The organism is Kitasatospora sp. NPDC057904 (genome assembly GCF_042887925.1).
Lineage (GTDB): Bacteria > Actinomycetota > Actinomycetes > Streptomycetales > Streptomycetaceae > Kitasatospora.
Genome location: NZ_JBHVOL010000006.1, coordinates 89,636 through 110,531, shown reverse-complemented (window position 1 = coordinate 110,531; position 20,896 = coordinate 89,636). Strand labels below are relative to the sequence as shown.

The following is a 20,896-nucleotide window of genomic DNA, read 5'->3' as shown; positions in this document are numbered from 1 at the left end:
CCTGGCGGCACTGGCCGCCCTCCGGAAGCCGGCGCGCAGGGCCGGATGGTCCCCGTCACCAGGTCCTGTCCGGCCCAGGACAGGACGCCTGCGCGGCGCGACGATGGGGGGACCCCGAACCGTCCCGGAGGCGGCCATGACCACGGAGACCCCGACGCCCCGCCCGGGCCTGCTGACCTTCCTCGGCGGCGTGGGAACCGTCACCGGCAGCAAGTTCCTGGTCGAGACCGACCACGCCCGCCTGATGATCGACTGCGGGCTGTTCCAGGGTGTCGCCGAGCTGCGCCGCCGCAACCGGCGCCCGCTGCCGCTCGACCCCGCCGACGTGCAGGCCGTCGTGCTCACCCACGCCCACCTGGATCACTGCGGCTACCTGCCACGGCTCGTCCGCGACGGCTTCCGCGGCCCGGTGCTCACCACCCCCGACACCGCGCGCATCGCCGAACTGATCCTGCGCGACAGCGCCCACCTGCAGCAGGAGGAGGCCGACCACGCCAACGAGCACGGCTGGTCCAAGCACCGCCCCGCCCAGCCGCTCTACGACGACAAGGACGTCGAGAACGCGCTGCGCATGTTCGACCCGGTTCCCCTGGACACCGACGTCGAGGTGACCGCCGGCACCGTGCTCCGGCTGCGCCGCGGGGGACACATCCTCGGCTCCGCCTGGGCCCACCTGACCCTGGAGGACGGCCACACCGTCGCCGCCAGCGGCGACCTCGGCCGCCCCGTCCACCCGCTGCTGCGCCCGCCCGAGCCGTTCACCGGCGCCGACGTCCTGCTCATGGAGTCCACGTACGGCCACCGGCACCACGAGGAGACGGCCGCCCGTGAGTGGTTCGCCCAGGCGCTGGAGCGGACCCTGGCGCGCGGCGGCACCGTCGTCATCCCGTCCTTCGCCGTCGACCGCACCGAGGTCGTCCTGCACCAGCTCGCCGAGCTCCGCCGCGCCGGACGGCTGCCGGCCCACGTGCCCGTCTACGTGGACAGCCCGATGGCGCTGGCCACCCTGCAGATCTACCGGGAGGCCTTCGCGGCGGGCTCCGACCAGCTGCGCCCCGACGTCCTCGCCGAGGGCCCGGCTGCCCTGGACCCCGAGCCGTTCACCCTCGTCCACTCGCTCCAGGAATCACTCGCCCTGGGCCGCGCCCACGGCCCGGCCGTCATCGTCTCCGCCTCCGGCATGGCCACCGGCGGCCGTGTCGTTCACCACCTGCGCCGCCTCCTCCCGGACGCCCGCAACACCGTCGTCGTGGTCGGCTACGCCGCCGAGGGCACCCGCGCCCGGGACCTGGTCGACGGCGCCCGCACGCTGAAGATGTACGGCACCTACGTCCCGGTGCGTGCCGAAGTCGTCAACGTCCCCGCGTTCTCCGCGCACGCCGACGCCGCCGAGATCATCGAGTGGCTCCGCCCGGCAGCACCGCCGAGCACCGTCTACCTCGTCCACGGCGAGCCGGAGGGCTCGGAGGCGCTGCGCGACCGCATCGACCGCGAACTCGGCTGGACCGCCGTGGTCCCCCGCTCGGGCGAGCGGGTGCTCATCCGCTGAGCGGCTGTCAGGCGCGCAGAGCCCGTTCGTGCCGCTCTCCTGCGACACTTCGGAACACCTCGCGCAGTTCCTCCCGCCGTGTTCCACGCGTCTTGACCGCATGACAGTTGGGGCAGAGAGCGATCATGTTCGCCGGGTGATCCGCCCCGCCGGCGGCGTGGTCGTCCACGTGATCCACGTCGAGGATCGGTTCCCCCGTGCGGCTGGATTCCCGGAACGACGGGTTCGCGCAGTGCGGGTTCTCGCAGTGGCCGCCGTTCTGGGCGAGGCACTGTTCGAGGACCAGAGTTCGAGCGAGCGCGTAGCGCCTGCGCCGGACCTGCTTGGACATCGTGCGATCCGCGACTCCCTTGACCTCCAAGGCCTCGACGCGGCTGCGATAGTCCGCGGTCCTCCCCGCGGTGTCCTGTGTGTCGGACGGGTGCACCCCGTCCGCGACGGCGCGACCGAGAGTGTCGGATGCGGGCTCCTGGGACCGCCCGGCAGGGGCGTCACGGCGGGCCCGTTCGCAGCGCTGATGGCGTATCAGGCCGTTGCGGACGGGATTTCGGCAGATCGCGCACAGCACCTCCGGCCGTACACGATCTTCTTCCGGTCGTGGCGATGAATCGCGGACCTCCTCGGCTCGGCCCGGGAGCGATGTCGTCGACGGGGCCGGAGCCGGAGGCGCACCGGCTGCCTCGGGAACCACACGAGCACGGGCGGGATTCTCCTCGGCGCTGCCCGTCGGATCGGTCTGTGCCAACCACACGGACACGTCCACCCCGGAGTGCGCGGCGGCACGAAGCGGCGCCAGGACGTGCCGGCGGAGGTCCCCGGCGGTGGCGACGGCCCAGTCCCTCGCTCTCTCGTCGATCCTGTCCCAACGGAACGGCGGGAAGGGACAATCGGCGCGCAGGAAGGACCGTTTGCCGGTCCACACCAGATCACACCCCAGCTGTCGCGCGATCAGATCCTTGTTCGCGCGCAGGACGGGAAGGTGTCGCCCGCAGGCGCCGGTGGCAGCCACCTCGACCGCGAGACTGTTCGAGCCCGTGAACATCACCAAGAGCAGCCCGTCGGGGTGCGGGGCGATCGACACACCGTCCACCGTGTCGACGGAGTCCGGCAGCGCGTCGGACACCGCACGCATGAACTCCCGGCGTTCGGCCTTCGAGACCGAGAGCGTGCGGACCCAGTTCCCCTGTTCCCCACCGTTGTTGTAGTCGACCGATCCGAGGACGATCCGACGGAACACGTTGATGACGCGGGCCGCCCACTCGACCGCCTCGGGGGCGACCTCGCCCGGCGGGTACGTCGCCCGCACGCACAGCGTGAACCTGTTCCAGTACAAGGCGCTGCCGATGGCCAGCGTGAGGCCTCGCGTCGCACGCGAATGCAGCCGTTCGTAGAGCAGAGTCCCCTGCTCGTCGGCGGCGAATCGGAACTCCACGATCGGATGGCCGCGTTCGCCTACGGCTACCGTGATCCAACCACGAGCCGCGCGGTCCACCACCACCATGTGGTCACCCACGTCCGCGCCCGCATGGAGTCGGGCGACGGCCCGAAAGAACTCGCTGTGCTCCACTGCCGTGCGGCCTCCTTCGTCAGGAAGCGCACGGTACACGCAGCGTGGACCAGCTGACAGGGATTCTACGCGCGATCCGCTGGCCCCGACTTCGATGAGTCGGCGCGCTGTCAGCCGTGCGGCTGCGGGGCGGTGTCGTCGAGGTCCCAGGTGAGGTGGTCGACCACCTCGGCGAGGCCGTCGATGCGGGCGATCTGGAGGCAGAGGGCGGCGGCGTCGCCGCGGGTGCGGGTGCGGCCGGCGATCGAGACCCGGCCGCGCTCGCACCGGACGTGCAGCGAGGTCGGTACTGCGCCGCTTCCGGGGGTGAGGGCGAGGGCCAGTACTTCGGAGCGGATCGCCTCGTCGTCGCGGCGCAGGGCGTCCAGCAGGTCGTGGGAGGACAGCAGGCCGGTCAGGCGGCCGTCGGCGTCGACGACGGGCAGGTGGTGCAGGGAGTGCTCGGCGAGCAGGGCCGCCGCCGCGGCGGCGGTCGTCGTGTCGGTGATGGTGACCGCTGGCGAGGTCATGAGGTCGCGGGCGGACAGCTCGGCCTCGGTGTCCTCGTCGGCGTACGCGGCGAGGAGGTCGGACACGGCGACCGCCCCGGCGACCGATCCGTCCGCCGTGACCACCGGCACGATGCCGCGCCGGGAGGCACTCAGCACGGCGGCCACGGTGGCGAAGTCGGTGCCGGGGGTGACCGCGACACCGGGGTGGCTCACGCAGTCGCGGACCAGCGTCCGGCCCGGTGGGCGGGCGGACTCGGTGTCGGGGAAGGTCAGGGCGGGCGCTCCGTCGAGGATGCTGTGCTTCACGGGGTTCACGTCCCTTCGGCCGCCGCCGGTCGCCGGAGCCGCCGCAGGTAGGGGTCGAAGGAGGGCCGGGGTTCGAGGCGGACCCGGGCGTCCACGCAGACCGCGCCGTCGGGGCGGACGATCACGGGGTTGAGGTCGGCCTCGACGAGCTCGGGGACGTCGTCGGCGAGCCGGGACAGCCGAGCGAGGACGGACCGGACGGCCGCCAGGTCGACGAGCGGTGTCCCGCCGTCGCCCGACAGCAGGGGTGCGCTGCGCAGTTCGGCGGGCATGGTGGTGAGGTCGCGCTCGCTCAGCGGGGCGAGCCGCGCGACCCGGTCGGCCAGGACGTCGGCGGCGGTGCCGCCCAGACCGAGGACGACGAGCGGACCGAAGACCCGGTCCTGGACCACTCCCGCCAGCAGCTCGACCCCGGGGGCCGCCATCGGCTGGACCACCGCGCCGGCCAGTTCCGCGCCGAAGCGCCGGGTGAAGTCGCGGTAGGCGGCGCGTACGTCGTCGTCCGTGGCGAGGCCCGTGCGGACCGCGCCCGCCACGCTCTTGTGGACCTGGCCGGGCCAGTACGCCTTCAGCGCCACCTCGCCGGCGTGCCCGCGGCCGCGCAGCCCGGCGGCGGTGGCGACGGCCGCGTCCTCGTCCCTGGCCCAGACGGACGTGGTCAGTGGCAGCCCGTAGGCCGTGAGGAGGTCGGCGGTGCTCAGCGGGTCCAGCCAGCCGCCCTCCGGGTGGGCGGTGAGGTAGCCGTCGACCAGGCTGCGGGCGGTGCGCCGGTCGCAGTCCGGGGCGTCGGCGGGGGCGGAGGAAGGTTCCGCGAGTCGGCGTGCGCGCTCCCGGGCGTGGCCGAGGGCACGGGCTGCCGCGACGGCGTCCGAGTAGACCGGCAACGCGCCGCCGAAGGCGCAGTCGCGCAGGCGGACGGGCACCTGCTGGTCGAGCAGCACGGCGGCGATCGGGACGCGGCGCCGGGCCGGGCCCTCCAGCAGGGCGTGCGCCGGGTCGCCGTCGCGCGTGAAAAGCGCGGTCGGCACCAGGCACACAAGAATGGCGTCGATGGCCGGATCGCGCTCCAACGCCCGGAGGAAGTGGGTGAGTTCGACCGGGCCGATCGCCGCCGTGGTGTCCACCGGGTTCCGGACGGAGGCGCCGGCGGGGAGCAGCCCGGCCAGCCCCTGCGGGAGTTCGGGCAGTTCGAGGCCGGCTTCCGCGCAAGCGTCGGCGGCCAGGATGCCAATGCCCCCCGCGTTGGACACCACGGCGACCGCCCCGCGCGGGGCGATCAGCGGCTGTGTGTGCAACAGAGCTGCGGCCTGGACGAGTTCGTCGATACTGTGGACGGCGGTGATGCCGGCCTGCCGGAACAGGGCCTCGCGGGTGACTGTGGGGGTGGCGGCCGCCGCGGTGTGCGAGGCCGCGCCGCGGCGGCCCGCGACGGAGCGTCCGGCGTCGACCGTGAGCACCGGGATCGTGCGGGTGACGCGGCGGGCGGTGCGGGCGAAGGCGCGCGGGTTTCCGAAGGACTCCAGGTGGAGCAGGGCGAGGTCGGTGCGGCCGTCCGACTCCCACCACTGGAGCAGGTCGTTGCCGCTGACGTCGTACTTGTCGCCGAGCGACACGAAGCTCGACACCCCGATGCCCAGCCACGCGAGCCGCTGCAACAGGGCGATCCCCACGCCGCCGCTCTGAACGGCCAACCCGGCCGTTCCGGTGCGCGGGAACGCCCCGCCGAACTCGGCGTCCAGCCGGACGGCGGGATCGGCCTGGGCGAGGCCGAGGCTGTTCGGGCCGACGAGGCGCATGCTGTGGCGGCGGCAGGCGGCCATCAGCCGACGGGCCTCCTCGGCCCCGAGCCCCGCGGCGAGCACCACCAGCGCGCGGACCCCGACGGCACCGCACTCCTCCGCCACGCCCGGGACGGCGGCGGCCGGCACGGCGAGCACCACGAGGTCGGGCACCGCGGGCAGGGCGGCGACGGACGGGTACGCGGGCACGCCGTCGATCTCCCCAGCGTGCGGGTTGACCGCCAAGAGCGTGCCGGTGAAGCCGCCCCGGCGGATCTTCCCGAGGACGGTGCGGCCGACCGAACCCTCCCGCCGGGAGGCTCCGACCACCGCCACCGACGCGGGCCGGAGCAGCGCCGCGAGACTGGCCACGTCGGCGCGGCGGCCGCGCTCGTCCACCGCGGCGCGGTAGCGCTCGTCCGTCTCGTCCAGCGGCACCCGGAGGCGGACCTCGCCCTGCTCGAACCGCCGCTCGACCGGCAGGCCGAGATCGGCGAACACCTGGAGGACGGCCCGGTTGCCGAACAGGACGTCGGCCTCGAAGAAGCGGACGCCGTGCGCCCGGGCAGCGTGCACGAGGTGTTCGAGGAGCAGCGTGGCCGCGCCGCGGTGGTGCCACCGGTCGGCCACCGCGAGCGCCAGCTCGGCCGTCTCCGGCGGGTCGTCCAGCAGCTCGCAGTCCGCCTCGCCGATCAGTTCCTCCCCGGCCCAGGCACCGATGGCCAGGACGCCCGGACACTCGCCGCAGAGCCGGTCGGCGGCCTGTGCCGGCGCGTTGCGGCTGACTCCGAAGAACCGCATCCGGCGGCTCTCCTCGGACATCCCGTCGGTGTGCAGGCCGAGGACGGCACGGTGGTCGTTCGGGCCGAGCGGCCGGATCGAGACCGTGGTGCCGTCGGCCAGCAGGGCCTCGGCGGTGGTCCGCGGAAGGTGGACGGTGGACATGGCTCATCTCCTCGGCCGTCGCCGTTCTTCCCTCCAGCCTGCGCACGCCACCGCCTGGACGCGAGGGCCGACCGGCCCCGACCGCCGTGCCGTTCGGCGTGGCGGGCGGGCCCGGAGGGCCTCGGGCATAGGCCCGGTCGAGCGGGCGGCAGAGCGGGTTGTGGTCGTGCCCGGCGGCCCGCCGGAGGTGCTGCCGCAGGGACGCGCCCGGGGCCGGGTGCGGGTGCGTGGTGGCTGTGGCGGACATGGCGCGCCTCCTGGGCTTCCGGGGTGGCCTACGGGCTCGTACCGCCAGCGTTCCTCCGCCGGGGCCGGGGCCCCAGGGCCGGGCGGACCCCACAGGCGGGACCGTCCGGCCCCTGCCACGGATCACCGACGACGGCGTCAGCGACGGCCCCGCTCTGCGCCGCACGGACATCGGCGTGGCCATGGGCCGGCGCGGCACGGAAGTCGCCCCCAGGCCGCCGCACCCGTCCTCGCCCGCCTCGCCGGGTTCGCGGTGGCCCGGCTACGCAAGCAGGGATCTGACTCCCCCATCCAGCTTCCTGGCTGCCGACGGCGGCGGCCGCGATCACGAGCGCTTCAGGAACCTCAGGTAGAACGCGAGGAACACCAGGACGATCCCGGCATTCACCATCAGCCGCGCCCAGAACTGGTGCCTGAAGAACAGGACGTCCACACCGACCACGACGGCCACCATCGCGAGCACGTAGAGCACGGCGACCCACTGTCTTCCCATCCTTTCGTTCTACTACGTGCGGTCGCGACGGGGGAGTGCCGTGGCGCCACCGTTCCCCAACGGACTCCGCCGTCTGGGCCGGTCGGCCCTCGCGCCGGGGGCACCGCCTGCCTAGCGTGGGAGCAGGGTTCGATCGTCCGGCCCGAGGAGGAGCCATGACACCCGTGCGTCCGGACGGCCCGCGCCGTCCCGTCGTCCTCGGCGTCGACGCGCTCGACACCGGCCGGATGACCGCCGCCTGGGCCGCCGACGAGGCCGACCGCCGCGGGCTGCCGCTGCGGCTGGTGCACGCCGTGCCGCCCCTGTTCCGCGAGTTCCCCAGGAGACGCTGAGCACCTACTCGGTGACCGTCCCGGTGAGCGCCCAGTCCCACTACCCGGTTGTGGTCTCCCGCGATCCCGAGCACGTCATCCAGGACCCGGTACCCACTCCCCCGCACCGAACCCGGGCACATCCTGAGGAGGAAGCCGTGGTCGTGAACCCTCCCGTCGTCGTCGGATTCGACGGCTCACCCGAAAGCCTCGCCGCCACCGAGTGGGCCCTCCGCGAGGCGCAACGCCGCGCGTGCCCCCTCACGCTCCTCCAGGCCTGGCCATGGCCACGGCGGGACGTGGTGGGGAGCGACGAGACGTATCACCGTAGCGTGGAACAACTCTCCGTTCGTGAAGCCGAGTTGCGCACCCTGGAGCTCGAGGTGCCGATCAGTTCCTCGCACGTCCGCGCCGAGCCGGCCGAGGCGCTGGGGGACGCCGCGCGCAGCGCCGCCGTGCTGGCGCTCGGCTCGCGGGGGCTGGGTGCCGTACACGGCTACCTGACCGGCTCGGTGAGCCAGGAGGTGCTGGGCCGCGCGGCCTGCCCGGTGGTGCTCGTCCGGGCCGGGGAGAGCGAGGGTGAGGGCGCCGTGCTGACGGGCCTCGACCTCGCGCACCCGGCGGACGAGGTACTGGCCTTCGCCTTCGAGGCCGCCGCCGGCCGCGGCGCGCCGCTGCGCGTCATCCACGCCTGGACACCGCCGCCCCTCCGCGACTACCTGACGTTTGACGCGATCGGCGGGCTGGAGGATGGGCTCTCCGAGGCCGAGCACGCCCGGTTCACCGCGATCGTCGAACCCTGGCGGGCCCGTCATCCGGAGGTGGACGCGACCTGCGAAACGATCCTCGGCAACGCGTCCGCCGTCCTCGTCGCCGCGGCCGGGACGGCCCGGCTGCTCGTCGTCGGCCGACGCGCCCACCACCATCCGCTCGGCTCCCGCCTCGGCCCGGTGGCCCACGCCGCGGTCCACCACGCCCACTGCCCGGTGGCGGTCGTCCCGCACGGCTGACCCGGGGCCGTCCGGCGTCCGGGTCCGGGCCGAACGGCCCGCGCACGACCGGCCGCCCGGCGCGAACCTGGTGGTGACGAAAGGTGGAGACCATGCACACCGTGATCGTGTACGAGAGCATGTACGGCAACACCCGCGAGATCGCCGAGGCGATCGCCGAGGGCGTCCACCAGGCTGACCCCGCCGCGGACGTCGACTGCCTCCCGGTGGCAGAGGCCGGCCCGGACGTGACGCGCACCGCGGACCTGCTGGTGGTCGGCGGCCCGACCCACATGCACGGCATGTCCTCCGGGCTCAGCCGCCGCCTGGCCGCCTCGGCCGAGCACCGCAAGGAGGGGTACGAGGACGCGGCCGCCGAGGCCCGGGAGACCGTCGAGGGACCGGGCCTGCGCTCGTGGTTCCACGGCCTCCCGAAGAGCGAGCCCGGCGCCCATGCCGCCGCGTTCGACACCCGCGGCGCGACCGCCGGCTCCGGCGGCGCCGCCAAGGGCATCGCCCAGCGGCTCTCCCACCACCGCTACGACGTGGTAGCCGAACCCGAAGGCTTCATCGTCGACGGCGTCGACGGCCCGCTGCACACCGGCGAACTCGACCGCGCCCGCGCCTGGGGCGCGGCCCTGGTCTGACGGGTAGTCGGATTCGCGGGCATCGCGCCCCTCACCGAGGGCGTCCGCGAGCCGCAGCTCGTGATCCCCGCGCGATGCGGCTCGCGATCAGCCGCTCGATCTCCGTCACCCCGGACCGCTTCGCCGCCGTGAAGCGGCGGTGGCCGCCAGAGGGGGCGGGAGCGTCAGCGGCGGGCGGCCCGGCGGCGGGCGGCCGCCAGGGTGCCCGTGCCGACGGCGAGCAGCGCCGCGCCGCCGACGCCGTAGGCGAGCGTCCGGCCGCCGTCACCGCCGGTCTGGGCCAGGTTCCCGCCGCCCGGCGCGGGCGGAGCCGTGGACGGGCCCGAGGGGGTGTCGGCGGAGGCGGACGGGGAGGGGGACTCCTCGTTGCCCGGTGCCGTCGACGGGGCTCCGGTGGCCGGCTCCGAGGGCTCGGGGGCGGTGGACGGGACCGGATCCGAAGTCGCGGTCGCGGTCGCGGTGGCCGTCGGGCTCGCGGTGGCGGTCGGGCTCGACGTGGCGGTGGGCGTCGGGGTGGCGCTGGGGATCCCGGTGGGGTCGGTGGTGGGAGTCGCCGTCGGTGACGCCGTCGGCTCCGGCTCGCACCGGGCCCCGCCGCCCCAGCCGGAGATCAGCTGGTCCGCGATGACGGCGTGCGGAAAGCTGGGCAGCGGATTGTCGACGCCGTCGAACTTCTCGTCCCCGGCGTAGAGGTCGATCTGGCCGTAGCACTTCGGCAGGCGGGCCGACACGTCCAGGGTCGCCCCGCGCTTGTCCAGGTCGAGCGTGGCGGTGGCCCACCCGAGGAAGGTCTGGTGGCCCGAGGTGGGCCACGTCGGCCCCTCGGTGTCGTACGAGGCCAGCGAGACCTTGTAGACGCAGCCGGCCCCGGGCTCCCCCGCGAGCCGGACGTCGATGACGCCGTGCGGCTCGCTCATCCGGCGGGCCGCGCTCCAGGTGCGGCCACCGTCCGTTGAGTATTCGACCTTGGCCCCTGAACAGTCGCCCGCGGTCTCGGCGTGCGCAGCGCCGAGGGAGAGGAACGGGGTTCCCGCCGCCACGGCGAGAGCGGTGAGACCTGGAATCGTTCGGCGAAAGGCGTGATGCACGGGGGATGACTTTCTGGTGTTGTACTGCGTGGAATTTCGCGCCTCCATCCATGAAGGCCCGTCAAACCTATCCGTGCACGTATGGGAATACTGGCGGGATACCCCGTCACTTCCTGCAGAACCGGGCCGCAGGCTCCTGCAACGTCCGGGACATTGGTCCTGACCAATACGAGGCGGAGGCCCCTGGGGCCGCTCGGCGCGCCGGGGCACGATCTTCCGGATGGCGGGCCCCACCAGGGCCGCCGCACCTCGCCTCGTCCACGCCGCACCCGGGGGTCCCATGGAAGGCAACGCACTCGCGGTGCTCGGCCTGAGCTCACAGGAGGAGGCGGTCTACCGACTCCTCCTGCGCTCCCCCGGTATCGGACTCGCGGTGATCGCCCACGTCTGCGGGACGGACGAGGACGAGGCAGCCACCGCCGTGGCCCGGCTGCGGGACCTGGGCGTGGTGCGGGCGGCCACCGACCGGAGCGCCTTCAGCGGCGTCGACCCCGCGACCGCGGTCGACCGGCTGGCGCGGCTGCGCATCCACGGACTGCAGGGCGAGATCCGGCAGGTCGCCTCCTCCCGCCACCTGATCGACGCGCTGGCCGAGGACCAACAGGCGGGGCAACGCGCGGCGGTCAACGAGTTGCAGCAGGTCGATGGCCTGGACCAGGTGATCGCCTGCGTCGACGAGCTGTCCTTCTTCGCCCGGGAGGAACGGCTCACCACGCACCCGGGGCCGATCCTCACCGCGGCTCTCGACGCCGTCAGGACCTCGGATCTGAAGTACCTGCGTCGAGGGCTGCGGATGCGGACCATCCTGCACACCAGCGCACTCGACTGCCGGCAGGTCGACCGCTTCGTGTCGGAGCTCGCGGAGCGGGGCGCCCAGGTGCGCGGGACCGCCGGCCCGCTGGAGCGGATGGTGATCTTCGACCGGCGGACCGCCCTGGTGGCGACCGACCCGGACGACATCACCCGCGGCGCCCTGATCGTCCGCCAGCCCGGACTGCTGGCCCACCTCCTGAGCCTGTTCGAACGCCGCTGGTCACAGTCGTGCGCGGTCACGGACGAACTGCCCTCCACGGCCGAGCGACAGGTCCTCCAGGTCATGGCGCGGGCCGACAAGGACGAGGCCGGCGCACGGGAACTGGGCATGTCACTGCGCACCTACCGCGGCCACGTCGCCTCCCTGCTGCGCCGACTGGACGCGCCCAACCGGTTCCAGGCGGCCCTGGCGGCCCGCGACCGGCGTTGGATCTGATCCCCCGCACGAACCTGCAAGGGATCGGACGGCCCCTGCACGAAATTCCGCAGGACCAACGAACCCATTTAATTCCGGTACGGATAGATTAATTCACCGGCGCTCGCTGCCGATGGGTCGGCGAAAGGAAAGCGCTTGACCCAGGCCCTCCACCACAGAACGGCGGGCAGGGCCCGCACATGACTCACAGGGGACGCATGAGGACCGCAATCATCCTGATCTCGTCAGCACAGATCACGCTGGCGGTGGTCGCGGCCAGCACAAAGCGGCGAGTCGATGCCTACCCGAATTGGTACCCCTTGTCGTTGATGGTCACCTGTGTCGGACTCCTCGCGGCCCTGGCCGCGGAGGAGTGGATCTGAGAACCGCCGGGTTCGGTGAGGGCGAGCAGTTCGCGCCGGACAGTCAGCGGCGCGAAGTCGAACCCGGCCACCCAGCGGCATGCTCACCGTCGACGACCTGCTGGGCGACGTCGTCCAGCGACTCTTCGACCTGCTCGTCCCCGTTTCCCGCAGTACGCTGCCCGAAGCGGCGGCCTGACCCACCCCGGAAGTCCGCCTTCATGTGGAGGCTGCCACGGCCGGCTGCCTTCGCAGGACAAGGACGTCACGGTCAGCGTCGACGACCGTGTACTGACCGTCCAGGCCGAACGCGGCAGGGAGAAGTCTGCCTGCAAGATCAAGATCAACCGGGGCGTGGGCTCCTGGCCACCGGCCCGGGGTCCACCGCCCAGGGCCCGACCGGACCCGGGAGGCCCGGCATGACCACGAACTCCACGATGCGCACCAAGCAGTGGAAGCTGCGCATCGACCTCTTCGAGGAAGCCGACGAGACCAAGGTCCACGCCGTCCTCGACACCGGCGACAACGTGCTGGAGAGCCGCACCGCCGCGCGCCGCAGCCCGCACGACCCGCCGGTGCCCGAGATCGGCGACGAGTTCGCCGCCGCGCGCGCCCTCATCGACCTCGGCCACCAGCTCCTGCGTGCCGGGCTCAACGACTCCGCCGCCAACGCCCCTGCCGACGCGGACTGACCGGTGAGCTCACGGGTCGGGGCTCACGGGTCCGGGAGGATCGCCACCGGGCCGTGCGCGTGGTGGATCACGCCGTGCGCCACCGGGCCCAACCTCAGTGCAGCGAAAGCGAGTCGAGGCGAGCGGCGGCCGAGGACGACCAGGGCCGCCGTGCGCGAGGCCTCGACCAGTCGGCTGACGGCCGGCCGGCCGAACACCTCGGTCGTGGTGAGGACGTCCGGGTACCTGTCCCTACCGCGGGCCAGGGCGTCCGCGAGCCGCGACTCCTGCGCGAGGGCTCCCTCGCTCCCGCCCGCCAGGACCCTCAGCCCGGCCCCGCACCGGGCCGCCTCCGCGAAGGCGAAGTCGAGCACGGCACCACACGGCCGGTCCGCCTCGACGCCCACCACGATCGGCCCCTGCCCGGCCTCCGCGTCCTCGGCGCCGGGGCGGACCAGGACGACGGGGCAGTGCGCCTCCGCCGCCGTCCGGAGCGCCACCGAGCCGGCGAGCGGCCCGGCCAGACGGCCCGGACCGCGCGAGCCGAGCACCAGCAGGCCCCTCCGCCGGCCCGCGGAGGCCAGCACGCTCCACGGTGTTCCCGGGACCGCCTCGCAGGTGATCTCCAGTTCCGGGAGGAGGTCCGTGAGGCGGTCGCGGAGCACCGGCACGAACGCGGGCATTCCCTGCGGCGCGTCTTCACCGAAGGCGCGTGTGTCCCGGATGACGGCGATCAGCCGCAACCGGACGCCCCGGCGGTACGCGTCGTACGCTGCCCAGCGGGCGGCGGCCTCGCTCGGCGCGGAGCCGTCGACGCCCGCCACGACTTCGAAGGACATGATCCGTCTCCTGTTCGTCCGTCGGCACTCCGGCCGGTTCATGCCTCGGGCACGACGGCGACGGCGCACTCGGCGTGGTGCAGCGCCGCGTGGGCCACCGGGCCGAGCCGGCCCACCGGTGCGCACCGCCGTCGGCCCAGGACCAGGAACCGCGCCTTCGCCGACGCCTCGACCAGCACCTGCCCGGCGCCGCCCGGTTCGCAGTCCCCGGTCAGCGGGACGTCCGGGTACGCGGCCCGCCAGGGTTCGAGAGCCGTCGAGAGCAGTTCGCGCTCCGACCGGCCCGGTCCCCCGGGTGGCCACGCGTGGAGCACGCGCAGCGCCAGATCGTGGCGGCGCGCCAGGTCGAAGGCGAAGTCGAGGACGGCCTCGGCCGGGCGACGGGCGTCCACCGCGGCGAGGACGTGGTCCCGGGGCACCGGGTCCTCCGCGACGGGTGCCACGATGACCGGGCACCCGGCGCGGGCCGCGACGTGGAGGGCGGTCGCGCCGACCCGCAGCCCGGGGAAGCCTCCGTCCCCGCGCGCGGCCAGGACCAGCAGTTCGGCCGCCTCCCCCGCGGCCACCAGGGCCGCCGTGGCGACGTCGTGCACCTCCTCCGCCCGCACGCGCAGCTCCGGGTGACGGACGGCCAGCACGTGCCGCACCTCCGCCAGTGCGCCCCGTTCGCCCCACCGGGGGCGGGTGTCCCTCCCCGAGACCAGGTGCGGCATGAGCGGCAAGGCGTGCAGGACGCGTAGCCCGCGCCCCCTCGACAGGGCTTCCTCGGCGGCGAGGCCGGCCGCCCGCAGACTCGCGGACGAGCCGTCGACCCCAACCGTGACGGGCAGTTCCATGACGGCCATCTCCTTCCGGTTCGACGAACGGCCGCACTCATCGTCCCGCCGGCCGCGCGCCGGCGACAGGACCGGGCAGGCCCGGCCGGGCCGGGACCAGCGGCCCCTCCACGAGGGGCCACCCGTCCCGGCCGGGCGCTCACACCGCCGTGGGGGTGACGAGGCCGTAGTGGCCGTCGTACCGGCGGTAGAGGACGTTGCCCCGCCCGGTGGCCGCGTCGGTGAAGAAGACGAACGGCGCGCCGCTGAGACCGAGGCGGTCGGCCGCCTCCGGGACCGTCAGTTCCGGGACGGCATCGGTGCTCACGCCGAGTCCGGGGCCCCCCGCCGCGACCGCTCCGGCCGAGGCGATCCGGTGGACGCCGTCGCGCTCGTCGCGGTAGACGACGCTGTCGGCACCGGTCGCGGCGTCGGTGAAGAGGTGGAACGCGTGGTCCATGGCCTCCAGGTCGAGCACCGCCGCCGACGGGCTCTGCCGGCCCGGGCCGTAGGACGTGCGCCGCACGATCCTCCGCTCCTCCGGCGGGCGCGCGGCGTGCTGCGGGCGGTGGTGCTCCCGGCCGCGCTCGGTCCGGGCTCCGTGCGGGGCGTGGTGGCGCCGGCCGGCCCTGGTGAGCCGGGTGAGGAGGCGGTCCTGGAGCAGGTCGACGGCCTCCTGCATGGTGGCGGCGGCCACCTGTGCCCGGACCGGACGTCCGTCGAGGTCCACGACGGCCCGGGCAACGGCCGGACGGGCGATCGCGTGGTGGGCCTCCTGGGTCAGCTTCACGCGGACCCCGAGCACGGGCTCGTGGATCCGTCCGAGCACGGCCCCCACCTTGGCCCGGGCGTAGCCGGGCGCGGCCTGGGACACGGCCCCTCGCGTCGTCACCTCGACGTCGACGGCGGGCCGGCTCTGCGGCGGGTTCATGCGCGTGCTCCTGTCGGGACGGCGGTCGAGGAGGGCTGGACCGTGGTCCCGGTGGTGCCCAGGAGGATGCCCAGGGCGTTGTCGAGCGGGCCGATGGCGGCGAGGCCGCCGGTCCGTTCGACGAAGGAGGCGGCGGCGTCGGCCTTGGGCCGCATCGAGCCTTCGGGCAGCTCCAGCCCGCGCAGCAGCGCCGGGGTGGCGGTGAGCAGGGGGCGGGGGCGGGAGGTGCCGAAGCCGGTGAACACGTGGGTGACGTCGGTGAGGATCAACAGCGCGTCCGCGTCGAGCTGTTCGGCCAGCAGGGCGGCCGTGCGGTCCTTGTCGACGACCGCCTCGACGCCGGTCGTCCGGCCGGTGTCGCGGTCGCGGACCACCGGCACTCCGCCGCCGCCCGCACAGACCACGATCGTGCCGCTGCCGAGGAGCTGGCGCACGACGGGTGCTTCGAGCACGTCCCTCGGCTCGGGCGAGGGCACGACGCGGCGGCGCACCGGCCCGTCCTGCGCGGTGGCCCAGCCGAGTTCGCGTCCCAGCCGGACGGCCTGGCGGTCGGTCAGCGGCTGTCCGATGAACTTCGCGGGGTGCTCGAACGCCGGGTCGTCCGGGTCGACCTCGGTGTGGGTGACCAGCACGGCCACCGGTCGTCCCGGCAGGCGGGCGAGGAGCTCCCGGGCCAGGAGGGTGCCGATCATGCCCTGGGTCTGGGCGCCGAGGACGTCCAGCGGGTAGGGCGCGGTGAGCGCCGGGTCGGTCTCGCTCTCGACGGCGAGCAGGCCGATCTGGGGCCCGTTGCCGTGGGTGACGACGACCTCGTGCCCGGCCTCGACGAGTTCGGCGAGCGACCGCGCGGCCTCCCGCACGTGGTGCGACTGGACGTCGGCGTCGGGGTGTTCGCCCCTGCGGAGCAGGGCGTTCCCGCCGAGTGCGGCGACGATGCGCATGATCAGTTCCTCCCGAGCGTGGCGACCAGGATCGCCTTGATGGTGTGCATCCGGTTCTCGGCCTGCTCGAAGACCAGGCTCGCCGGCGAACGGAAGACGTCGTCGGTGACCTCCAGTCCGTCCAGGCCGTGCTCCTCGGCGAGTTGCGCGCCGAGGTCGGTGCGGCGGTCGTGCAGGGCGGGCAGGCAGTGCAGGAACGCGGTGTCCGGGTTGCCGGTGGCGGCGAGGGTCTTGGCGTTCACCTGGTAGGGCAGGAGCAGCTCGATCCGCTCCCGCCACCTCTCCGGTGCCTCGCCCATCGAGACCCACACGTCGGTGTAGAGGTAGTCGGCGCCGCCGACCGCCTCCTCGACGTCCTCGGTGAGGGTGATCCGGGCGCCGCTGCCGAGGGCGAGCTGCCGGCTCGCCGCGACCACCTGCGGCTCCGGCCACAGCGCGCGCGGCGCGGCGATCCGCACGTCCATGCCGAGGAGGGCGCCCATCGTCAGCAGGGAGTTGGCGGTGTTGTTGCGGGCGTCGCCGAGGTAGCAGAAGGAGACGTCCTCCAGGGGTTTGCCACTGTGCTCGCGCATGGTGAAGACGTCGCACAGGCTCTGGGTCGGGTGGCAGGCGTCGGTCAGGCCGTTGTAGACGGGGACGCCGGCGTGGGCCGCGAGTTCGGTGACGGCGTCGTGCTCGAAGCCCCGGTACTCGATGGCGTCGTACATCCGGCCGAGGACGCGCGCGGTGTCGGCGATGCTCTCCTTGTGGCCGATGTGCGAACCGTCCGGACCGAGGTAGGTGGTGGTCGCGCCCTGGTCGGCCGCCGCGACCTCGAAGGCGCAGCGGGTCCGGGTGGAGTTCTTCTCGAAGATCAGGGCGATCCTGCGGCCGGTGAGGCGGGGCGTCTCGGTGCCCGCCCGGCGGGCGGCCTTCAGCTCGGCGGCGAGGTCGAGGAGGTGGTGGATCTCGGCAGCGGTGTGGTGGAGTTCGCTGAGGTAGTGGCGGCCGCGCAGGTCGACGGTCATGGCTGTGGCTCCTCGGGTGGGGTCAGTGGACGGCGTCGCGCTGGATCGGGCAGCTCATGCAGCGCGGGCCGCCCCGGCCGCGGCCGAGCTCGGACCCGGCGATGGTGACGATCTCGACGCCCTGCTTGCGCAGGTGGGTGTTGGTGGTGGTGTTGCGCTCGTAGCCCACGACGACGCCGGGTTCCAGGGCGAGGAAGTTGCTGCCGTCGTCCCACTGCTCGCGCTCGGCGGCGCGGCCGTCCTGGTCGGCGGAGAGGAAGCGGACCTCCTCCAGGCCGAGCGCCTCGGCCAGGGAGCGGGCGAGGTCGGGATCGGGACGCACGTCGAGGCCGGTGGGCCGGTCGGGGGCGGGCACGAGGGTCCACGAGCGCAGCGGCTCGGCCAGCCCGGGGTAGCGGACGAAGGTGTCGCGGTCGATCATCGTGAGCACGGTGTCGAGGTGCATGAAGGCCCTGCTCTCGGGCAGCCGGACGGCGATGACCCGCCGGGCGGTGCCGTACTGGAAGAGGGTCCGGGCGAGCTGTTCGACGGCTTGCGGGGTGGTCCGTTCGCCCATGCCCACCATGACCACGCCCTCGCCGACGACGTGGACGTCGCCGCCCTCGATGCTGGTGCCCGGCTCGGGGGCGGTGCCGTCGAGCAGGGGCGGGGCGGTCTCGGCGAACAGCGGGTGGAAGCGGTAGATCGCGGCGGTGTGCAGGGTCTCGCGCCGCCGGGCCGGGCGGGCCATCGGGTTGAGGCTGTAGCGGGCGCCGATCCAGCAGGAGTTGTCGCGCGGGAACAGGTGGTTGGGCAGCGGTGGGAGGGCGAAGTCCTGCGCGCCGAGGGTGTGCCAGAGCAGGCTGTGCGGGTCGCGCAGCGGCAGGTCGTCCTTCAGGACGCCGCCGATGAGGTACTCGGCCAGCGTCCGGCCGTCCAGTTCCCCGAACAGCTCCCGGACCGGGTCGGCCAGGGCCGGGCCCACCGTGGCCGGGGTGACCACCCGGCCCAGCAGCCACGCCCGGGCCGGCGGCAGTTCGAGCGTCTCGCCGAGCAGTTCGGCGTAGTGGTGGACGCGGACGCCGTGGTCGCGCAGCACCTGGGCGAACGCGTCGTGCTCCTCGCGGGCGCGCTTGGCCCACAGGATGTCGTCGAACAGCAGCTCGTCGACGTTGCGCGGGGTCAGCCGGGACAGTTCCAGGCCGGGGCGGTGCAGGATCACCTGGCGCAGGCGCCCGGCCTCGGAATCGACTCGCAGAGCGGACATGGGCGGTACTCCTCCGTACGGGGTGCTGGTGGAACGCGCGTTCAGTTCTGGGTGGCCGGGTCCTGGCCGGCCCGGACGGGGTGGGGCCGCTTGAGCCAGATGTAGCCGGGGATGCCGAGCAGGACGGTGAACAGGCCGTAGTAGACGGTCTGGTAGCCGCTGCCCTGGATCGACCAGTAGGAGAAGGCCATCGCGAGGGCGGCGACGGTGACGTCGCGGGCGAACCTCCGGCGGTCGAGCTCCGCCCGGCCCCGCACGGCCAGCCAGTACAGCTGGGCGGCGGCCGACACCAGGTACGGGATGACGGCGGTGAGCACGCTGAGCAGCACGATCTCGGTGAAGACCCGGGTGAACCGGGTGTAGCTGACGACGGTGAGCACCGACGCGAGGACGGTCGCGGAAATGATGCCGAAGGCGGGCACCTCGCCGCGGCTGCGTCCGAACGCGGCCGGGAAGAGGCCGTCGCGGGCCGCGGCCATCGGCATCTCGGCGCAGATGAGCGTCCAGCCGTTGAGCGCACCGAGGCCCGAGACGATCGCCGCGGCGGCGACCAGGTTCCCGGCCCACGTGCCGCCGGCGATGGCGTTGAAGGCGTCGGTGAACGGCGCGGTGGAGCCGACGAGCCGGGCGTGCGGGACGGTCCCGAACACCGCGAGGGTGCCGAGCAGGTAGATCACGGCGCAGGCCAGTGTGCCGTAGAGGGTCGCGCGGGGCACGTTGCGCCGCGGGTCACGGACGCGCCCGGCCGCCACCGAGGCGGTCTCCAGCCCGATGTAGCTGAACAGGGCGATGGCCGCGGCCGCCGAGACCGCCCCGACCGCCGGGGTGCCGGAGGCGTTGAACGCACCGAGGTTGCCGGACCTGACGAACAGCAGTCCGGCCGTCGCCATGAACGCCAGCGGGAGGAACTTCAGGACGGTGGTGACCACTTGGACGGCCCCGATGCTGCGCACGCCGGCGAGGTTGACGGCGGCGGGCAGCCAGAGCCCGGCCAGGGCGATGGCGACGGACCCCCAGGTGTGGTGGCCCTTGTTCACGAACACCTCGACGTAGCCGACCCAGGCCACCGCGATGGCCGCGTTGCCGGCCCAGGCGGTGATCCAGTACGACCAGGCGGTGAGGAAGCCGGCGAACTCGCCGAAGGCCTCCCGGGCGTAGACGTAGGGGCCGCCGCTTCCGGGAACGCGCCCGGCCAGGCGTCCGAACGTGGCGGCGAGTGCCAGGGCGCCGAGGGTCACCAGGGCGAAGGCCACCAGCGAGATCGGCCCGTAGGGCGCGAGGGCGGAGGGCAGGGCGAACACCCCGGTGCCGATGATGCTGCCGACGACCAGCGCCGTCGCGGCCGGCAGTCCGAAGGACCGGCCCCGGTCCGGCGGCGGGCCGGCCGACGGTCCTCCGCTGTCGGCCGGTGGTATTCCCTGGTCGGCTGTGGGCATGGGGGCGCTCCTTCGTGACGGTCCGGGAGAGGTGGTGCGGCACCGAGGGCCGCGTTCGCTGAGGTTGATCCTCGAAGGGCGGAGCCCCGCGCAGCAGGGGACAACGGTCCCTCCCCCGTCGCCGCTCGTCCCTGGGTGGGCGTCCCGAGGGTCCCGGGGGCGCACCGGCCTGTGGTGCACGCCCGGCGCGAGATGCGTCCGCTCCGCGCTCACCAGCGCTACGACGCGACCCCCCAGGACCAGTGGCCCCCTCCCCGGTCCCGTCGGTCCCTGGGCCGTCGTGAGGTCCGGCCGGGAGAGTGGCGCCGGGCCGCACCTGGAGCGCCACCGCCCCCGGCCCCCGACGAAGGAGCACACGGACATGGCCGACACCTCCGCATCCGCACGGTCCACCGCGATCGCACGGCCGCTTCGGCACCACCTCCACCGCGCCGTCGGCATCGAGCACAACCCGCTGTCCCGGCCGCTCGACCGGTCGCGCAGCCGCGCGCTCCTGCTCGCCGTCCTCGGCCTGGCGCTGGCCGCGGTCGCGGGCGCCGGCATCTCGCTCGCCGACCTCGCCTCCGCGCAGCGCACCGCCGCCCTGACGGCGGCCCACCGGCACCGGGTGGACGCCACGCTGCTCTCCCCGTCCCGGCAGGTGGCCGGGCTGTCGGGCTACAGCCGGGTCCGCTTCCAGGCAGCCGCCACCTGGGCCGCGCCGTCCGGCCGAACCACGACCGGGCAGGTCGACGTCGACCGCCCGATGCCCTCCGGCAGCGTCAGCCGCGTGTGGGTGGACGACGACGGCCGACCGGCCGCCGCGCCGCCCACCACCGGCTCCGTCGTCATGGACGCCGTGTTCCTCGGGCTGGCCGTGCTCGCCGCCCTCGCGGTCCTGATCGGGACGGGTCTGGGCATACGGCTCCGCAGGCTCGATCACTGGGCCGACCGGCGCTGGCAGCTGTCCTGGGCCCGGCTCGAACCGGTCTGGAGCGGCCGCAGCGCACAGTGACCGCGCACCGGCCGGG

General features: G+C 74.1%; 20 protein-coding genes. 8 read left to right on the top strand and 12 right to left on the bottom strand.

Annotated elements, in window-relative coordinates:
• The first annotated feature begins 136 nt into the window (after window positions 1-136).
• Window positions 137-1,549 (top strand): MBL fold metallo-hydrolase RNA specificity domain-containing protein, encoded by a 1,413-nt coding sequence (locus ACFVSN_RS17345; protein ID WP_387955753.1) that lies wholly within the window; start codon window positions 137-139, stop codon window positions 1,547-1,549.
• 7 nt (window positions 1,550-1,556) lie between these two features.
• Here ACFVSN_RS17345 and ACFVSN_RS17340 read toward each other — a convergent pair whose 3' ends face one another.
• The 4 genes from ACFVSN_RS17340 to ACFVSN_RS17325 form a co-directional block, all read right to left on the bottom strand.
• Complete coding sequence (locus ACFVSN_RS17340) at window positions 1,557-3,116, bottom strand: HNH endonuclease (protein ID WP_387955751.1); 1,560 nt, start codon at window positions 3,114-3,116, stop codon at window positions 1,557-1,559.
• Between the two features lie 110 nt (window positions 3,117-3,226).
• Window positions 3,227-3,913 carry an HPP family protein gene (locus tag ACFVSN_RS17335; protein ID WP_387955749.1) on the bottom strand — a complete coding sequence of 229 codons (687 nt, stop codon included), beginning with the start codon at window positions 3,911-3,913 and terminating at the stop codon, window positions 3,227-3,229.
• 5 nt (window positions 3,914-3,918) lie between these two features.
• Window positions 3,919-6,636 (bottom strand): GNAT family N-acetyltransferase, encoded by a 2,718-nt coding sequence (locus ACFVSN_RS17330; RefSeq protein ID WP_387955747.1) that lies wholly within the window; start codon window positions 6,634-6,636, stop codon window positions 3,919-3,921.
• 571 nt (window positions 6,637-7,207) lie between these two features.
• The gene (locus ACFVSN_RS17325; RefSeq protein ID WP_387955745.1) at window positions 7,208-7,375 is read right to left on the bottom strand and encodes a hypothetical protein; all 168 of its coding nucleotides are present in this window, start codon (window positions 7,373-7,375) and stop codon (window positions 7,208-7,210) included.
• Between the two features lie 155 nt (window positions 7,376-7,530).
• Between ACFVSN_RS17325 and ACFVSN_RS17320 the strand changes: the two genes are divergently transcribed.
• The 3 genes from ACFVSN_RS17320 to ACFVSN_RS17310 all read left to right on the top strand — a co-directional run bounded on the left by ACFVSN_RS17320 (window position 7,531) and on the right by ACFVSN_RS17310 (window position 9,322).
• A complete protein-coding gene (locus ACFVSN_RS17320; protein ID WP_387955743.1) occupies window positions 7,531-7,707 on the top strand; it encodes a universal stress protein in 177 nt (58 codons plus the stop codon).
• 11 nt (window positions 7,708-7,718) lie between these two features.
• On the top strand, window positions 7,719-8,696 hold the full coding sequence (locus tag ACFVSN_RS17315; RefSeq protein WP_387955741.1) for a universal stress protein: 978 nt from the start codon (window positions 7,719-7,721) through the stop codon (window positions 8,694-8,696).
• A gap of 92 nt (window positions 8,697-8,788) precedes the next feature.
• Window positions 8,789-9,322 carry a flavodoxin family protein gene (locus ACFVSN_RS17310; RefSeq protein WP_387955739.1) on the top strand — a complete coding sequence of 178 codons (534 nt, stop codon included), beginning with the start codon at window positions 8,789-8,791 and terminating at the stop codon, window positions 9,320-9,322.
• Between the two features lie 164 nt (window positions 9,323-9,486).
• On the opposite strand, the gene ACFVSN_RS17305 is transcribed toward ACFVSN_RS17310, so the two are convergent.
• Entirely contained in the window at window positions 9,487-10,239 is a 753-nt protein-coding gene (locus tag ACFVSN_RS17305) for a hypothetical protein (RefSeq protein WP_387955737.1), read from the bottom strand.
• A 451-nt stretch (window positions 10,240-10,690) separates the two neighbouring features.
• Between ACFVSN_RS17305 and ACFVSN_RS17300 the strand changes: the two genes are divergently transcribed.
• The 3 genes from ACFVSN_RS17300 (at window position 10,691) to ACFVSN_RS17290 (ending at window position 12,692) form a co-directional block, all read left to right on the top strand.
• Window positions 10,691-11,659, top strand: a complete 969-nt coding sequence (locus tag ACFVSN_RS17300; RefSeq protein ID WP_387955735.1) for a helix-turn-helix transcriptional regulator — start codon at window positions 10,691-10,693, stop codon at window positions 11,657-11,659.
• A gap of 197 nt (window positions 11,660-11,856) precedes the next feature.
• A complete protein-coding gene (locus ACFVSN_RS17295; RefSeq protein ID WP_387955733.1) occupies window positions 11,857-12,021 on the top strand; it encodes a hypothetical protein in 165 nt (54 codons plus the stop codon).
• 398 nt (window positions 12,022-12,419) lie between these two features.
• On the top strand, window positions 12,420-12,692 hold the full coding sequence (locus ACFVSN_RS17290) for a dsRBD fold-containing protein (protein ID WP_387955731.1): 273 nt from the start codon (window positions 12,420-12,422) through the stop codon (window positions 12,690-12,692).
• Window positions 12,693-12,715: 23 nt separating this feature from the next.
• On the opposite strand, the gene ACFVSN_RS17285 is transcribed toward ACFVSN_RS17290, so the two are convergent.
• From ACFVSN_RS17285 to ACFVSN_RS17255, 7 genes are all read right to left on the bottom strand, one after another.
• Window positions 12,716-13,510: a universal stress protein gene (locus ACFVSN_RS17285; protein ID WP_387955729.1), complete on the bottom strand. Its 795-nt coding sequence runs from the start codon at window positions 13,508-13,510 to the stop codon at window positions 12,716-12,718.
• A 38-nt stretch (window positions 13,511-13,548) separates the two neighbouring features.
• Entirely contained in the window at window positions 13,549-14,346 is a 798-nt protein-coding gene (locus ACFVSN_RS17280; protein ID WP_387955728.1) for a universal stress protein, read from the bottom strand.
• A 139-nt stretch (window positions 14,347-14,485) separates the two neighbouring features.
• Complete coding sequence (locus ACFVSN_RS17275) at window positions 14,486-15,256, bottom strand: HPF/RaiA family ribosome-associated protein (RefSeq protein WP_387955726.1); 771 nt, start codon at window positions 15,254-15,256, stop codon at window positions 14,486-14,488.
• Window positions 15,253-16,197 carry a carbamate kinase gene (locus tag ACFVSN_RS17270; RefSeq protein WP_387955724.1) on the bottom strand — a complete coding sequence of 315 codons (945 nt, stop codon included), beginning with the start codon at window positions 16,195-16,197 and terminating at the stop codon, window positions 15,253-15,255. Before ACFVSN_RS17270 ends, ACFVSN_RS17275 begins: the two co-directional genes overlap by 4 nt.
• 2 nt (window positions 16,198-16,199) lie before the next feature.
• Window positions 16,200-17,204: an ornithine carbamoyltransferase gene (gene argF / locus ACFVSN_RS17265; RefSeq protein ID WP_387955722.1), complete on the bottom strand. Its 1,005-nt coding sequence runs from the start codon at window positions 17,202-17,204 to the stop codon at window positions 16,200-16,202.
• A 22-nt stretch (window positions 17,205-17,226) separates the two neighbouring features.
• Window positions 17,227-18,450: an arginine deiminase gene (locus ACFVSN_RS17260; RefSeq protein ID WP_387955720.1), complete on the bottom strand. Its 1,224-nt coding sequence runs from the start codon at window positions 18,448-18,450 to the stop codon at window positions 17,227-17,229.
• 41 nt (window positions 18,451-18,491) lie between these two features.
• Window positions 18,492-19,886 carry an APC family permease gene (locus tag ACFVSN_RS17255; protein WP_387955718.1) on the bottom strand — a complete coding sequence of 465 codons (1,395 nt, stop codon included), beginning with the start codon at window positions 19,884-19,886 and terminating at the stop codon, window positions 18,492-18,494.
• Window positions 19,887-20,247: 361 nt separating this feature from the next.
• Here ACFVSN_RS17255 and ACFVSN_RS17250 point away from each other — a divergent pair, with 361 nt between their 5' ends.
• Window positions 20,248-20,880, top strand: a complete 633-nt coding sequence (locus ACFVSN_RS17250; protein ID WP_387955716.1) for a hypothetical protein — start codon at window positions 20,248-20,250, stop codon at window positions 20,878-20,880.
• Window positions 20,881-20,896: the final 16 nt, after the last annotated feature.